At 74.5% G+C, this 14,000-nt stretch carries 14 protein-coding genes; 6 read left to right on the top strand and 8 right to left on the bottom strand.

What is annotated here, in order from left to right; genetic code table 11:
• The first annotated feature begins 41 nt into the window (after positions 1-41).
• Together FE634_RS17575 and FE634_RS21720 are read left to right on the top strand one after the other, a co-directional pair.
• Complete coding sequence (locus FE634_RS17575) at positions 42-1,373, top strand: MFS transporter (RefSeq protein WP_148240817.1); 1,332 nt, start codon at positions 42-44, stop codon at positions 1,371-1,373.
• A gap of 290 nt (positions 1,374-1,663) precedes the next feature.
• The gene (locus tag FE634_RS21720; protein WP_262347469.1) at positions 1,664-2,026 is read left to right on the top strand and encodes a rhomboid family intramembrane serine protease; all 363 of its coding nucleotides are present in this window, start codon (positions 1,664-1,666) and stop codon (positions 2,024-2,026) included.
• A 50-nt stretch (positions 2,027-2,076) separates the two neighbouring features.
• On the opposite strand, the gene FE634_RS17565 is transcribed toward FE634_RS21720, so the two are convergent.
• The gene (locus FE634_RS17565) at positions 2,077-3,657 is read right to left on the bottom strand and encodes a fatty acyl-CoA synthetase (RefSeq protein WP_138876626.1); all 1,581 of its coding nucleotides are present in this window, start codon (positions 3,655-3,657) and stop codon (positions 2,077-2,079) included.
• Positions 3,658-3,698: 41 nt separating this feature from the next.
• Positions 3,699-5,597 (bottom strand): translational GTPase TypA, encoded by a 1,899-nt coding sequence (gene typA / locus FE634_RS17560; protein ID WP_137293677.1) that lies wholly within the window; start codon positions 5,595-5,597, stop codon positions 3,699-3,701.
• 152 nt (positions 5,598-5,749) lie between these two features.
• Between typA and FE634_RS17555 the strand changes: the two genes are divergently transcribed.
• On the top strand, positions 5,750-6,451 hold the full coding sequence (locus FE634_RS17555; protein WP_138876625.1) for a hypothetical protein: 702 nt from the start codon (positions 5,750-5,752) through the stop codon (positions 6,449-6,451).
• A gap of 31 nt (positions 6,452-6,482) precedes the next feature.
• On the opposite strand, the gene FE634_RS17550 is transcribed toward FE634_RS17555, so the two are convergent.
• Entirely contained in the window at positions 6,483-7,172 is a 690-nt protein-coding gene (locus tag FE634_RS17550) for an aspartate/glutamate racemase family protein (RefSeq protein WP_137293675.1), read from the bottom strand.
• 5 nt (positions 7,173-7,177) lie between these two features.
• A complete protein-coding gene (locus FE634_RS17545; protein ID WP_148240816.1) occupies positions 7,178-7,924 on the bottom strand; it encodes an SDR family oxidoreductase in 747 nt (248 codons plus the stop codon).
• A gap of 61 nt (positions 7,925-7,985) precedes the next feature.
• On the opposite strand from FE634_RS17545, the gene FE634_RS17540 reads away from it, so the two are divergent.
• From FE634_RS17540 to FE634_RS17530, 3 genes are all read left to right on the top strand, one after another.
• Complete coding sequence (locus FE634_RS17540) at positions 7,986-8,312, top strand: hypothetical protein (protein ID WP_137293673.1); 327 nt, start codon at positions 7,986-7,988, stop codon at positions 8,310-8,312.
• A gap of 93 nt (positions 8,313-8,405) precedes the next feature.
• On the top strand, positions 8,406-9,641 hold the full coding sequence (gene mshA / locus FE634_RS17535) for a D-inositol-3-phosphate glycosyltransferase (protein WP_137293672.1): 1,236 nt from the start codon (positions 8,406-8,408) through the stop codon (positions 9,639-9,641).
• Positions 9,638-10,207: a YbjN domain-containing protein gene (locus FE634_RS17530; protein ID WP_458351846.1), complete on the top strand. Its 570-nt coding sequence runs from the start codon at positions 9,638-9,640 to the stop codon at positions 10,205-10,207. The genes mshA and FE634_RS17530 overlap by 4 nt, the downstream gene beginning before the upstream one ends.
• Before the next feature lie 25 nt (positions 10,208-10,232).
• Here the strand turns inward: FE634_RS17530 and FE634_RS17525 are convergent, their stop codons facing one another.
• From FE634_RS17525 to FE634_RS17510, 4 genes are all read right to left on the bottom strand, one after another.
• Positions 10,233-11,549 (bottom strand): EAL domain-containing protein, encoded by a 1,317-nt coding sequence (locus tag FE634_RS17525; RefSeq protein WP_137293671.1) that lies wholly within the window; start codon positions 11,547-11,549, stop codon positions 10,233-10,235.
• A gap of 1 nt (position 11,550) precedes the next feature.
• Entirely contained in the window at positions 11,551-11,994 is a 444-nt protein-coding gene (locus FE634_RS17520; protein WP_137293670.1) for a response regulator, read from the bottom strand.
• Positions 11,995-12,196: 202 nt separating this feature from the next.
• Complete coding sequence (locus FE634_RS17515) at positions 12,197-13,003, bottom strand: prepilin peptidase (RefSeq protein WP_246060655.1); 807 nt, start codon at positions 13,001-13,003, stop codon at positions 12,197-12,199.
• Positions 13,000-13,968, bottom strand: coding sequence for a hypothetical protein (locus FE634_RS17510; protein WP_148240815.1), 969 nt, complete (start codon positions 13,966-13,968; stop codon positions 13,000-13,002). Before FE634_RS17510 ends, FE634_RS17515 begins: the two co-directional genes overlap by 4 nt.
• Positions 13,969-14,000: the final 32 nt, after the last annotated feature.

Here is a 14,000-nt window from a genome sequence, read left to right as displayed (position 1 = left end):
CGCCGGGAACATCCCGGCGCCGCTGGTGGTTCGCCCCCACGATGCCCACCGACCACTCCCGAGACGACTCCCGCCGCGTCTCGCTGCTCCTCGGCCTCCTCTTCGGCCTGGCCGGGATGGGGTCGTCCTCGGCGGCCATCGCGCTCCCGCTGATCGGCAGCGACCTCGACGTCAGCGCCGGGACCGCCACCTGGACCATCAGCCTCTACACCCTGATGCTCGCGGTGACCACCGCCGTCTACGGCCGGTTCTCCGACCTGGTGGGAATCCGGATCCCGTTGCTGGTCGGCGTCAGCCTGATGACGACCGGCGCCGTCCTGGCCGCCGCCGCCCCGACGTTCGAGACGCTCGTCCTGGCCCGGATGCTGCAGGGCGCCGGGGCCGCCGCGGTGCCGACGCTCGGGGTCGCCGTCCTCAACGGGCGGTACTCCGGAGCCGTGCGCGGGCTGGCCCTCGGCCGGCTCGCCGGGATGGCAGCCGCGATCAGCTGCCTGGGCCCGCTGCTCGGCGGCGTGCTCGAGGAGGCGCTCGGGTGGCGTGCGGTGATGGCGCTGCCGGTGCTCGGGCTCCTGGTGCTGCCGGTGCTGTGGCCGGCGCTCACGCGCGAGGGCAGCGGGGCGCGGCTCGACCTGCTCGGTGCGCTGCTGGTCGCGTTCACCGCCGCCGGCGTCGTCCTGGTCGTGCAGTCCCCGTCGACCGGCTTCGTCGTCCTGGCCGCCGGGGTGCTGCTGCTCGTCCTCGGCACGCCGGCCACCATCGCCCGGGTGCGGCGGCGACCGCACGGGTTCCTGCCGATGTCGGTGGTCCGCAACGGCACCGTCGTCCGCAGCGCGGTGGCCGCCGCCGCGGTGCCGGCGTCCTGGTTCGCGCTGCTCGTCGCGGTGCCCGGCGTCCTCGTGGCGCACGGCTGGGAGCCGTGGCAGGTGGGACTGCTGCTCGTGCCCAGCGCGGCCCTGGCCCTGGTGGTGCCGCGGGTCGCCGGACCGCTCATCACCTCGGCCGGTCCGACCCGGGCGATCGCGGTCGCCGGCGGCGTGGCCACCGTCGCCCTGGTGATCGCCTCGGTCGGCGCCACCACCGTCTCGGCGCCGTTGCTCGGCGTCGGGGTCCTGCTCGTCACCGTGGCTTTCGGCCTCGGGCAGCCCGCGATGACCGCCGCGGTCGCCGACGCCGTCGACGCCGACGTGCGCGGGGTCGCGCTCGGCGTGGCCACCCTGGTCTTCCTGGTCGGCGGGAGCGTCGGCTCGGCCGTCGTGGGCGGGCTGGGCGAGCCGATCGGCGTCGGCTGGAGCCTCGCCGTGCTCGCCGCGCTGCCGCTGCTCGGCCTGGCCACCATCACCGCCGAGCTGCGCCGCCCCGCCGTCCTCGACTGAGCCGGGCGAGGGGCCGGGCGAGGGTCCGGGCGACGCGGTGCCGGGTGGCACAGTGGCGCCATGAGGACGCAGCACGAGACCGGTCGCCGGTCGCCGCTCGCGGTCGCGGTCCTGGGGTCGGTCGGCTTCGTCGCGCTGCTGTGGCTGGTCGAGGTCGTCGACGCCCTCGCCGACCACCGCCTCGACCGGTACGGCGTCCGGCCGCGCTCCGACGAGGGCCTGGTCGGGATCCTCCTCTCGCCCCGCTGCTGCACGGCGGCTGGCTGCACCTCGAGGCCAACACGCTGCCCGTGCTGGTCCTGCTCTTCCTGGTGCTGGCGACCGGCGTGGCTCGCGGGCTCCAGGCGACCGCGGTCATCTGGGTGGTCGGCGGGCTCGGGGTGTGGCTGGTGGCGCCGTCCGGCACGGTGCACCTCGGGGCGTCCGTGCTGATCTTCGGCTGGCTGGTCCACCTGGTGCTGCTGCGCGGCGTGTTCAGCCGTCGGGCGCGCGAGATCCTGCTCGGGGTGGTGCTGCTCGTCGTCTACGGCAGCGTGCTGGTCGGCGTGCTGCCCGGTGAGCCGGGCGTCTCCTGGCAGGGCCACCTCTTCGGGGCGCTGGGCGGCGCCCTCGCGGCGTTCCTGCTGGCCGAGCGCGAGCGCGCCGACGTCTGACCGCGGCACCGCCGACCCGGTCGGGACCACCCGGTCTCCCGGGGCGCCGTTCAGCCGGTGGCGATGGTGGCGTGCTCGTCGCGGAGCTGGCGCTTGAGGATCTTCCCGCTGGGATTCTTCGGCAGCGCGTCGGCCACGACGACGTACTTCGGGGCCTTGTAGCCGGCCAGCACCGACCGGGCGTGGGCCAGCACGGAGTCGGGGGTGAGGTCGGCGCCGTCCTTGGCGACGACGACCGCCGTCACCGCCTCCACCCAGCGCGGGTGGCTGACGCCGAAGACGGCGACCTCGGCGACGCCGGGCATCGTGTAGATCGCCTCCTCGACCTCGCGGCTCGCGACGTTCTCGCCGCCGGTCTTGATCATGTCCTTCTTGCGGTCGACCACGTAGAGCCGGCCGTCGTCGTCGAGGTAGCCGAGGTCGCCGGAGTGGAACCAGCCGTGCTGGAACGCCTCGGCCGTCCGGGCGGGGTCCTCGTGGTAGCCGAGCGTCGCGTGCGGGGAGCGGTGCACGATCTCGCCGACCTCGTGCGGGGCGAGCGGGTCGACCGAGGAGCCGTCGGCCGCGACGATCCGGGTCTCGACGTTGAGGGCGGCCCGGCCGGCGGAGCCGGCGTGGGTGAGCTGCTCGTCGGGGCCGAGGATGGTGGCCAGTGGCGACATCTCGGTCTGGCCGTAGAAGTTCCACAGGTCGACGTCGGGGAGGCGCTCGCGCATCTCCTTGAGCACCTCCACCGGCATCGGGGAGGCGCCGTAGTAGCCCTTGCGCAGCGAGGACAGGTCGGCGGTGTCGAAGTCGGGGGAGCGCAGCAGGCCGATCCACACCGTGGGCGGCGCGAAGTACTTGGTGACCCGGTGCTCGGCGATGGCGGCCAGCACGGCGGCCGGGTCGGGCCCGGGGAGGATCACCGAGGTCGCGCCGAGGTAGACGTCGACGCCGAGGAAGCAGTCGAGCTGGGCGCAGTGGTAGAGCGGCAGCGTGTGCAGCTCGACGTCGTCGGCGCTCATCGACCCGTCGACCACGCACGAGACGTACTGCCACATCAGGGCCCGGCTGCTCAGCAGGGCGCCCTTGGGGCGGGACTCGGTGCCGGAGGTGAACATCATCCGCACCGGATCGTCGTCGGCCACCGGCACGTGCGGCGGGACGCCGTCGCGCTCGACCCAGTCCTGGACGTCGACCCAGCCCTCGGGCACCGGGCCGCCGGCGACCCGGACGACGGCGCGGACCGGGACGGGCCGACCGAGCGCGGTGAGCGCCCGGCCCGCGACGTCGAGGAGCCCGTCCTCGACGACGAACGCCGAGGCACCGCTGTGGTCGAGGATGTAGGCGATCTCGTCGCCGCCGAGCATGAAGTTGATCGGCACCAGGACGACGCCGACCCGTGCCGCGGCGAAGTCGAGCACCGCGAACTGCCAGCAGTTGTGGCTCAGCAGCGCCAGCCGGTCACCCTTGGCCAGACCGGCGTCGGCGATCGCGGCGGCGACCCGGTCGACGGTCGCGTCGAGCTCGGCGAAGCTCAGGCGGGTCGACCCGTCGACGATGGCGGTCTTGTCGGGGAAGCGGGCGGCGCTGCGCCGGGGCAGGTCGCCCAGCGTGTGCTGGCGGGCGTGCGAGATCTCCGGGTCCATGCACCGAACCTACGGCGTGGACCCGGAGACCGGGAGGTGGGTCAGCGCCCGCCCTTGCGCACGCGCGAGGCGGTCTTGGCGCGCTCGTTCTGGTCGAGGACGACCTTGCGGATGCGCACCATGTCGGGCGTGACCTCGACGCACTCGTCGTCGCGGCAGAACTCGAGGCACTGCTCGAGCGAGAGCTTGCGCGGCGGGATGAGCTTCTCGAAGTTGTCGGAGGTGGCGGACCGGATGTTGGTCTGCTGCTTCTCCTTGGTGATGTTGACGTCCATGTCGTCGGCGCGGGAGTTCTCGCCGACGATCATGCCCTCGTAGACCTCGGTGGTGGGCTCGACGAACATCGTGCCCCGCTCCTGCAGGTTCGTCATGGCGTAGGCCGTCGCCGCGCCCTTGCGGTCGGCGACCAGCGAGCCGTTGGTGCGCGAGCGGATCTCCCCGGCCCACGGCTCGTAGCCCTCGGAGATGCCGTGCGCGATGCCGGTGCCGCGGGTGTCGGTGAGGAACTCGGTGCGGAACCCGATCAGGCCGCGGGCGGGGACCATGAACTCCATGCGGACCCAGCCGGTGCCGTGGTTGGTCATCTGCTCCATGCGGCCCTTGCGGCTCGCGAGCAGCTCGGTGATCGTGCCGAGGTACTCCTCGGGCGCGTCGATGGTCAGGCGCTCGTACGGCTCGTGGACCTTGCCGTCGACCTCCTTGGTGACCACCTGCGGCTTGCCGACGGTGAGCTCGAAGCCCTCGCGGCGCATCTGCTCGACCAGGATGGCCAGCGCCAGCTCGCCGCGGCCCTGGACCTCCCAGGCGTCGGGTCGCTCGGTCGGCAGGACCCGCAGCGACACGTTGCCGACGAGCTCGACGTCGAGGCGGTCCTTGACGAGGCGGGCGGTGACCTTGCCGCCCTTGGTGCGGCCGACCAGCGGGGAGGTGTTGGTGCCGATCGTCATCGAGATGGCCGGCTCGTCGACGTGGATGAGCGGGAGCGCGACCGGGTTCTCCGGGTCGGCGAGGGTCTCGCCGATGGTGATCTCCGGGATGCCGGCGATGGCGACGATGTCGCCGGGGCCGGCGGACTCGCCGGGCTTGCGCTCGAGGCCCTCGGTGACGAGGAGCTCGGTGATCTTGACGTTCTTGACCTCGCCGTCGCGGCGCATCCAGGCGACCTGCTGACCCTTGCGCAGGTGGCCCTCGTGGATGCGGACGAGCGCGAGCCGGCCGAGGAACGGCGAGGCGTCGAGGTTGGTGACGTGGGCCTGGAGCGGCGCGCCCTCGGTGTAGGTCGGGGCGGGGATCGTCTCGAGGATGGTCTTGAAGAGCGGCTCGAGGTCGCTGCCCTCGGGCATCGTGCCGTCCTCGGGGGCGGTGAGGCTGGCGATGCCGGCGCGGCCCGAGGCGTAGACCACCGGGAAGTCGAGCGCGTCCTGGCTGTGGCTCTCGTCGAGGAGGTCCATGAAGAGCTCGTAGGTCTCGTCGACGACCTCGGCGATGCGCGCGTCTCCGCGGTCGGTCTTGTTGACGACCAGGATCACCGGCATGTCGGCGTTGAGGGCCTTGCGCAGCACGAAGCGGGTCTGGGGGAGCGGGCCCTCGGAGGCGTCGACGAGCAGGACGATGCCGTCGACCATGGACAGGCCGCGCTCGACCTCGCCGCCGAAGTCGGCGTGGCCGGGGGTGTCGATGATGTTGATGACCATCGGCATCCCGCCACCGGCGGGGCCCTCGTAGTGCACCGCGGTGTTCTTCGCGAGGATCGTGATGCCCTTCTCGCGCTCGAGGTCGCCGGAGTCCATGACCCGCTCGGCGACCGACTCGGCCTGGTGGGCGGTGAACGCGCCGGCCTGGCGCAGCATGGCGTCGACGAGGGTGGTCTTGCCGTGGTCGACGTGCGCCACGATGGCGACGTTGCGCAGGTCGGAGCGAGTGGTGGTCCGGTCGGACATGCGAAAGCCTCGGTCTGTTCTCAGGAGTAAGGGGGACGTCGGCCGACGTCGCCGGGCGCGAGTGCGCCGTGCCGAGTCTAGTGAGGGGGGCCGCGCTGGCCCGCATCGGCGGCGGGAGACAACCTTTCGCCGGCCCGTGCGTCTCACCGGACATGACCACCACCACCCCCGGGCGTGCCCGCCCCGTCCGTGTCCTGCGACCCTTCGTGCTGGCCCTCGTCGGGGCGGTCGTCGCCGCTCTGCTCGCCACCCTGCTCGGCGCCCCCGGCGCCGCGCGCGCCGCCGTCGCGCCGGCCACGGGGCAGGGGGTGAGCGGCGCCGACCTCCCCACCACCGGCCAGGTGGCGCGGATCTTCCCGTTCCTCGCCGGCGGCAGCCGGGCCCTCGACGTCGGCGGGTCCCTCGACCTGTACGACGAGACCTGTGTCGGGCTGACCGACGGCTTCCCGGCCCGGTCGGTCCGGCGCGCCGCCTACCTCGACGCCGACGGCGACGTGCCGTACTTCGAGGGCCGCCAGGACCCGACGTTCGTCGTCTACGAGTTCGGCTCGCCGCGCCGCGCCCGCGCCGGCTTCCAGGCCCTGGTCGACTACGCGACCCGCTGCGAGGGCACCGCCTCCGCGCTCGACACGACCAGGACGCTGACCCCCGTCGCCGTGCCGGCCCTCGGCGAGCGCCGGCTGGCGTTCCGGACCGCGACGCGGTACCTCCGCTCGAGCGTCGCCCGCAACCTCGAGGTCTACGTCCTCCGGGGCCGTCGCATCGAGCGGTCCTGGATCCAGCGCGACACCGGCGGGACCAGCCGCCGGGACGCCGTCCGGATGGCCCGGCTGCTGGGTCGGACTGCGGCGTAGCCCTTTCGTGGTCCGGTCGTGCTCCGGCGGGTCAGGCCAGGGCGCGGTCGAGCGCGGCGTTGACGTGCAGCGTGGTGCACGGGAACAGCGGCAGCTCGGCGTCGGCCTGCTTCACGAGCAGCTCGAGCTCGGTGCAGCCGAGCACGAGGCCGCCGGCGCCGGCGTCCCAGAGCTGGTCGACGAGCGCGACGACTGTGCGTCGTGAGCTGTCGAGCACCCGGCCGTGCACGAGCTCCTCGTAGATGATCCGGTTGACCTCGGCGTGCTGAGCGGGGTCGGGCACGTGGACCGTCAGCCCGTGCGAGGCCATCCGCTCGACGAAGAAGTCGCGCGACATCGCGAACGTGGTGCCGACGAAGCCGACGGCGTCCAGGCCGCGGGCCACGCAGGCCTCGGCGACGACGTCGGCCAGGTGCAGCACCGGGACGGAGACGGCCGCCGCGACCTGGTCGGCGACCATGTGGAACGTCGTGGTGCACAGGACCAGGAAGTCGGCGCCGGCCGCCTCGACCGAGCGGGCCGCCGCCACCAGGATCGACGCGACGTCGTCCCAGCGCTCCTGCTCCTGCAGGGCGGTGACCTCGGCGAAGTCGACCGAGGCCAGCACCGTGCGCGCCGAGGAGAGCCCGCCGCGGCGCTGCTGGACGCCGGTGTTCAGCATCTGGTAGTACACGGCGCTGGACTCCCAGCTCATGCCGCCGATCAGTCCGATGGTCTGCACGGGGGTCAGTGTGCCCTGTGGACCTTGAACTGGGAGGCCTGGGCCCGCGGGCGCAGGACGAGCTCGTCGATGTTCACGTGGCGCGGGCGGGTGACCATCCAGGTGATCGCGTCGGCGACGTCCTCGGCGACGAGGGGCTCGGCGACGCCCGCGTAGACCGCCGCCGCCTTCTCCGCGTCGCCGTCGAACCGGGTCAGGGCGAACTCGTCGGTGCGCACCATGCCCGGGGCGACCTCGGTGACCCGCACCGGCTGGTCCCACAGCTCGAGGCGCAGCGTCTCGGTCACGACCTGGGTGCCGTGCTTGGCGACGGTGTAGCCGCCCCCGCCCTCGTAGGCGATCCGGCCCGCGGTCGAGCCGACGTTGCAGATGATCCCGGCGCCGTCGTCGGCGGCGAGCAGGGCGGGCAGGAGCGCGCGGGTCACCTGCACCAGCCCGATGACGTTCACCTCGTACATCCGGCGCCAGTCGTCCGGGTCGGACTCGGCCACCGTCGCGGCGCCGAACGCGCCCCCGGCGTTGTTGACCAGGACGTCGAGCCGCTCGCCGACCACCTCGGCGAGGGCGGTGACCGAGGCGGGGTCGGTGACGTCGCACGTCACGGCGGTGCCGCCGATCTCCGCGGCGAGCGCGGTGACCCGCTCGGTGCGCCGGGCGGCGCAGAAGACGTGGAAGCCGGTGGCGGCCAGCGAGCGGGCGGTCGCGGCGCCGATCCCGCTGCTGGCTCCGGTGACGACGGCGTGACGGGTCATGGCACGATCATCCACGCCCTGGCCGGTCGGGAAGTCGCCAGGGCCGGGGAGGGGAGCAGGCGTGCGAGGACGGGAGCTGGCCACGTGGGGCGCCGCCCTGCTGGGCGGGATCGTGCTGGTCGCGCACCTGTTCGTCGCCGACCAGCGCTTCGGCTGGGTCGGGTGGGGCCTGGTCGCCGTCGCCGTCGCCCTCGCCGGTGCGGCCGTCGCGCGCCCTCCGCTGCTGGCCCTGGTGGGCGCCGTGGGCGCCGTCGCGCTCGGCTGGGCGGTGCTCGAGGTCGGCCAGGAGCTGGCCTCCGAGCGGCAGCTGGGCGCGGTCGTCGGCGGACTGGCCACCGCCTCGGTCGCCATCGCCGTGCTCCGCTCGTCCGGGCCGGACGGGGCCTAGGTGGTCGAGGAGGCGAGCCGGGCCGACGGTCGCGGGAATGCCGGGCCGTACCCGGGTGTTGACCCCCTCGTGGCGGACGTGAGGCGACTGGCGATGATCAGCCTGCACACCTCCCCGCTCGACCAGCCCGGCACCGGCGACGCCGGCGGCATGAACGTCTACGTCGTCGAGCTGGCCCGCCGCCTGGCCCGCCGCGGCGTCGAGGTCGACGTCTTCACCCGCGCCACCAGCTCGACGCTCGAGCCCGTCGTCCCGCTCGCGGACGGCGTCCTGGTGCGCCACATCGCCGCCGGCCCCTTCGAGGGCCTCACCAAGCACGAGCTGCCCGGGCAGCTCTGCGTCTTCGCCCGCGAGGTGCTGCGCACCGAGGCCGCGCACCCGGTCGGCCACTACGACGCCGTCCACTCGCACTACTGGCTCTCCGGCCAGGTGGGGGCGCTCGCGCGCGACCGCTGGGGCGTGCCGCTGGTGCACAGCATGCACACGATGGCGAAGGTCAAGAACGGTGCGCTCGCCGCCGGTGACACCCCCGAGCCCGCCGCCCGGCTCATCGGGGAGGAGCAGGTCGTCGAGGCCGCCGACGTGCTGGTGGCCAACACCGCCCTCGAGGCCCAGCAGCTGGTCAACCTCTACGACGCCGACCCGTCGCGGGTCGACGTCGTCCACCCCGGCGTCGACCTCGACCTGTTCCGTCCGGAGCCGCTCGCCCCGGCGCGGGCCGCGCTCGGCCTGGCCGCCGACGCCGTCGTCCTGCTGTTCGCCGGGCGCATCCAGCCCCTCAAGGCACCCGACGTCCTGCTGCGCGCCGTCGCGGTGCTGCTCGCCCGCGACCCGGGTCTCCGCTCGCGCCTGGTGGTGCCGATCGTCGGCGGCCCGTCCGGCAGCGGGCTCGACCGGCCCTCCGCGCTGGCCGCGCTCGCCGTCGAGCTGGGCGTCGAGGACGTCGTCCGGTTCGTCCCGCCGGTGACCCAGCGCGAGCTCGCCCGGTGGTACGCCGCCGCGACGCTCGTCGCGGTGCCCTCGCACAACGAGTCCTTCGGCCTGGTGGCCGTCGAGGCACAGGCCTGCGGCACCCCGGTGGTGGCCGCGGCCGTCGGCGGCCTGACCACCGTCGTCCGCGACGGCGGCAGCGGGCTGCTCGTCCCCTCCCACGACGCCGACGCGTGGGCGACCGCGCTCGGCCGGGTCGTCGACGACCCCGCGCTGCGCGACCGGCTCGCGGTCGGGGCCCTCGCCCAGGCGCAGGAGTTCTCGTGGGAGGCGACCGCCGACCAGACGCTCGGGGTGTACCGCAGGGCCCGCACCCTCATGCGAGAGTCGGTGGGGTGAGCGACCCCACCACCGGCACCGACGTCGACCCCGCCGAGCTGGACGCGGAGGCCGCCGACCCGGAGCTGGTCGCCGTCGTGCGTGCCTACCTGGCCGAGAACGACCTCGACCACGAGGAGCCGGGCGGCCGGGGCGCCGGCGTGTTCTCGTTCGCGCTGCCGGGCGAGAAGAAGCTGCAGACGCCCGTGCGGCTCGACCTCGGGCCGCACGCCCTCGGGGTGCACGCCTTCGTGTGCCGGGCCCCCGACGAGAACCACGAGAACGTCTACCGGTGGCTGCTGCAGAAGAACCTGCGCACCTACGGCGTCGCCTTCGCCGTCGACCGGCTCGGCGACATCTACCTCGACGCGCGCCTGCCGCTCGCCACCGTCACCGCCGACGGGCTCGACCGGCTGCTGGGGTCGGTGCTCGCCACCGCCGACGAGTCGTTCAACACCCTGCTCGAGCTCGGCTTCGCGACGTCGATCCGCAAGGAGTGGGCGTGGCGCCGGCTGCGCGGGGAGTCGACGAGGAACCTCGAGGCCTTCCGCGGCTGGCTGGAGGACGAGGAGAACGACGAGGCCTGAGGCCCGTCCGGGCGCTCCGGAGGCGTCAGGCGGTGCGGCCCGGGGCGTGGGTCGCCGGCAGGAACTCCGCCGCGGGCACCGGGCGTCCCAGGTGGTAGCCCTGCCCGACGGTGCAGCCCATCGCCTGCAGGTGCGCGCACTCGAGGGCGGACTCGATGCCCTCCGCCACGACCGTGACCCCGAGCGTCGTGACCAGCCCGATCACCGCGCGGGTGCGCTGGAAGGCAAGGACGTCGTCGCCGGTGCCGGAGATCAGCGACCGGTCGACCTTGACGGTGTCGATCGGGAGGCGGTGCAGGTGGGCGATCGAGGAGTACCCGGTGCCGAAGTCGTCGACGCCGAGGCCGACGCCGAGCTCGCGCAGGCCGAGCAGCGTGGCGTGGACCGCCGGCTCGTCGTTGAGCATCGCGGTCTCGGTGATCTCGAGGAGCAGGTTGGCGGCGGGGACGCCGGCACGGGCCAGCGCGGCCTCGACGCGGTCGACGTAGGACGGCTCGCCCAGCTCGATCGGGGAGACGTTGACGTGCATCCGGAAGCCGGGGTCCAGCCGGTCCAGCCAGACGGCCGTCTGCGCGAGGGCGCGCTCCAGCACGAATCCACCGAGCGGGACGATCAGCCCGGTGCGCTCGGCGGCCTCCACGGCGAGCATCGGTGAGATCGCCCCTCGCAGGGGGTGGGTCCACCGCAGGAGCGCCTCGGCGCCGACCAGGCTGCCGTCACGGAGGTCCTGGACGGGCTGGTAGTGCAGCTGCAGCTGGTCGGGGTCCTGGGTGAGGGCGACCGCGAGGTCGCGGACCCGGCTCAGCTCGTCGGCGACGTTGTAGGTCGAGACGCCCCCGTGCCAGCGGGTCGCGCCGGGCGCCTCGCGGCCGGCGGCGACGACGGCGGAGCGCACGTCGCGGATGACCGACCAGATCCGGTCGTCGACGTCGCACTCGGCCGCGCCCACGGTCAGCACCGGCCAGACCTGGTCGCCGCCGAGGTCGACGAGGCCGCGGACCTCGGCGAGGAGGTTCTCGACCTCGGCCCGCCCCGTCCCGCGGCGGACCACCGCGGCGGCGAGGAACCCGCCCAGCGGTGAGGAGCGCAGGAGCCGGACCCGGACCTCGGCGTGCTGCATCGCCCGACGGGTGACCTCCGAGGTCACCACCTCGAGGGCCTGGGCGCCGTGCACGTCGGCGATCTCGGCGGCGTTGGTCACCGAGGCGGCGAGCAGGACGAGGGTGTGGCGGTGGTCGCTGTGACCGGCGCGGAGCTCGGCGATCGCGGTGACCAGCGAGGTCGTCGTCGGGAGGGTGGCTCCGTGCTGGTCGAGCCCGAGGGCGGTCGCGGGAGGCGGCATCTCAGGCCCCGATCTCGGCGTGGCCGACGGACCAGGACGCGCCGGTGTCGCGGATGACCCCGACGAGCGCGTCGACCGCCACCCGGCGGCCGAGCACGGCGGCGGCGCCGAGCTGCCGGGCCTCGGTGACCTCGTCCTCGTCGATGTCGCCACCCTCGTCGCCGACCAGGATCACCGGCGTGCGGCGCAGGCTCAGGTGGCTGCGCACGGTGCGCAGGACGTCGAGCCCGCTGCCCCCGGCGAGGTGGAGGTCGCTGACCACCACGGCCGGCATCAGGTGCCGGTCGCGGTCCTCGTAGGGCGCGTGACCCAGGACGTAGGCGCGCGCCTCGACGGCGTCGGCCAGGGCGACCACGGGGTTGGTGAGCCGCCCACGGGCGAACGCGTCGCGCGTCGCACGCAGTCGGACGTCGTCATGACCGACGACGAGGACCGGGGGGTGCATCGAACCTCCTGTGGGGGGCGCGCACCGATCGCACGGGGGGAGTGCGGGGAGCAGGGGGAGTGCGGCCAGGGTGAGTCTGGCGGACCGCACGCGTCCTTGCCCAGTTTTTCCAACAACTTGTGGCACAGGTCTGGACCGCACGACGACGCGCGACGCCTGGGGCGGGAGGTGTCGGTGGGACGCGCACCAGGCGCCGCCCGGCTCAGCTGAGGCCGATCGTCGTCAGGTAGGCCTGGCTCAGGGGCACGCCAACGAAGAGGCCCAGGGCGGCCCCGGCGAGCATGAACGGACCGTGCGGGACGGCGGCGCGGCGTCCGATCCGGCCGGTCGCGCGCAGCGGCACCAGCACCACGGCACCGAGCACGAAGCCCGCGAAGAGCCCGACGACGGCGGCCGGCCAGCCGACGAGGCCGAGGACCAGGCCGAGGACGGGCGCGAGGGCGACGTCGCCGAGGCCCATCGCCCGGCCGCCCGACCCGTAGTGCAGCAGCGCGTACAGGCCGGTCCAGCACGCGACCGAGACGGCGACGGCGGTCCAGTCGATCGCGCTGCCGGTCGCCGCACCGGCGACCACCACCAGCACGACCAGGATCGTCGCGACGCGGGTGATCGCGAACGGCAGCCGCTGGTGCTCCAGGTCGATGAGGGCCAGCCCGATGCCGGCGCCGACGACGACGAGCGCGGCGACCAGGACGACCGGGTCGTCGAAGCGCCAGGCCGTGACGGCGAAGGCGGCGCCCGTGCCGGCCTCGACCAGGGGGTAGCGCGCCGGGATGCGCACGGAGCAGTCGCGGCAGCGCCCGCGCAGCAGCAGCCAGGAGACCACCGGCACGTTGTCGCGGTGACGCACCTCGTGGGAGCAGCCGGGGCACGCCGACGGCGGGCTCACCACCGAGAGGCCGGCCGGGACGCGGTGCACGACGACGTTGAGGAACGAGCCGACCAGGAGCCCGAGCACGCCGGCCAGGGCGATCACCAGGCCCGGCGGCACGAGGGCGGCGTCGGTCACGACGCCCGCCCGGCGAGCGCGGTGTCGAACCGGTCCCGCTCGTGCGTCTCGAGGATGTCGCGCACCCGCACCTCGACGTCGGTGGGCGGCTCGACCGTCACGGTGTGGGCCAGCAGGTCGCAGCGCAGGCCCACGGAGACGCCACGGTGGTCCCCGGCCAGCGCCGCGGACCCGACCAGCACGCTCTCGAGCGCGCGCACGACGTGGTCGGGCAGGACATCGGCCGACACGTCGCCGCGCGGCTCGGCGGGCTGGCCGGCCGCGACGGGTCCGGAGAGGTGCGCGACGTCGGCGAGCAGCGCCGACAGCGCGAACGACGGCCCCACCAGCGCGGAGGCCGCGGCCCGGGCCCGCACGAGGGTGGAGGCCGGGTCGTCGGGGTCGATCCGGCCGAGGGCGGCACACAGCTCGTCGCCGCGGCCGGCGAGCAGGGGGGCCAGCACCCGGACGTCGGCGGCCCACTGGGCCAGCACCGCCTCGCGGAGCCGGCCGGTGCGCGCCAGCGAGCGCGACAGCTCGGCGTAGGCCCGGGCGGTGCGGTCGGCCGGCGGCGGGGTCGGCAGGTCGGGGAGCGGCCCGAGCAGCGGCCCGGACAGCGCGTCCGGCGCCACGTCCACCGTCTGGTCCGCGGTCACGTCCGGTGTCGCGTCCGCGAGGGCGGGCTCGGGTGCGGCCGACTCGGACGACTCCGACGACTCCGACGACTCCGCCGACTTCTCCGGCTCGGCCGGTGCAACCGGCTCAGCGGTCGGCGTCGTGGCCGCCTGCCCCGCGGCGCTGCGGGTGTTGACCTCGTGCAGGGCGGCGGTCAGCGTCTCCACCTGGAGCCGCAGCAACCGCACCTCCTCGGTGTCGCGCGCGCTGCCCGGGGTCCCCGTCGCGTCGTCCGACCGGCGGCGCCGGAGCACGAGCAGCGCGAGGAGCGCGACGAGCAGGAGCGGGAGGAGGAGGAGCAGGGGAGGCATGGCGCCCTCCGGTTTCGGGTGGGGTCGGGCGG

Source organism: Nocardioides sp. S-1144, assembly GCF_005954645.2.
GTDB classification, from domain to species: Bacteria; Actinomycetota; Actinomycetes; order Propionibacteriales; family Nocardioidaceae; genus Nocardioides; species Nocardioides dongxiaopingii.
Note: the sequence above shows the minus strand (reverse complement) of the source record. Positions and strands in the feature narration are given on the sequence as shown.

Bases quoted from the DNA above. Each gene is read 5' to 3' on its own strand.
- FE634_RS17575 (WP_148240817.1), top strand. From the start codon at position 42: ATGCCCACCGACCACTCCCGAGACGACTCCCGCCGCGTCTCGCTGCTC.
- FE634_RS17525 (WP_137293671.1), bottom strand. From the start codon at position 11,549: ATGCCGCCTCCCGCGACCGCCCTCGGGCTCGACCAGCACGGAGCCACC.
- mshA (WP_137293672.1), top strand. From the start codon at position 8,406: ATGATCAGCCTGCACACCTCCCCGCTCGACCAGCCCGGCACCGGCGAC.
- FE634_RS17520 (WP_137293670.1), bottom strand. From the start codon at position 11,994: ATGCACCCCCCGGTCCTCGTCGTCGGTCATGACGACGTCCGACTGCGT.
- FE634_RS17510 (WP_148240815.1), bottom strand. From the start codon at position 13,968: ATGCCTCCCCTGCTCCTCCTCCTCCCGCTCCTGCTCGTCGCGCTCCTC.
- FE634_RS17565 (WP_138876626.1), bottom strand. From the start codon at position 3,657: ATGGACCCGGAGATCTCGCACGCCCGCCAGCACACGCTGGGCGACCTG.
- FE634_RS17555 (WP_138876625.1), top strand. From the start codon at position 5,750: ATGACCACCACCACCCCCGGGCGTGCCCGCCCCGTCCGTGTCCTGCGA.
- typA (WP_137293677.1), bottom strand. From the start codon at position 5,597: ATGTCCGACCGGACCACCACTCGCTCCGACCTGCGCAACGTCGCCATC.
- FE634_RS17545 (WP_148240816.1), bottom strand. From the start codon at position 7,924: ATGACCCGTCACGCCGTCGTCACCGGAGCCAGCAGCGGGATCGGCGCC.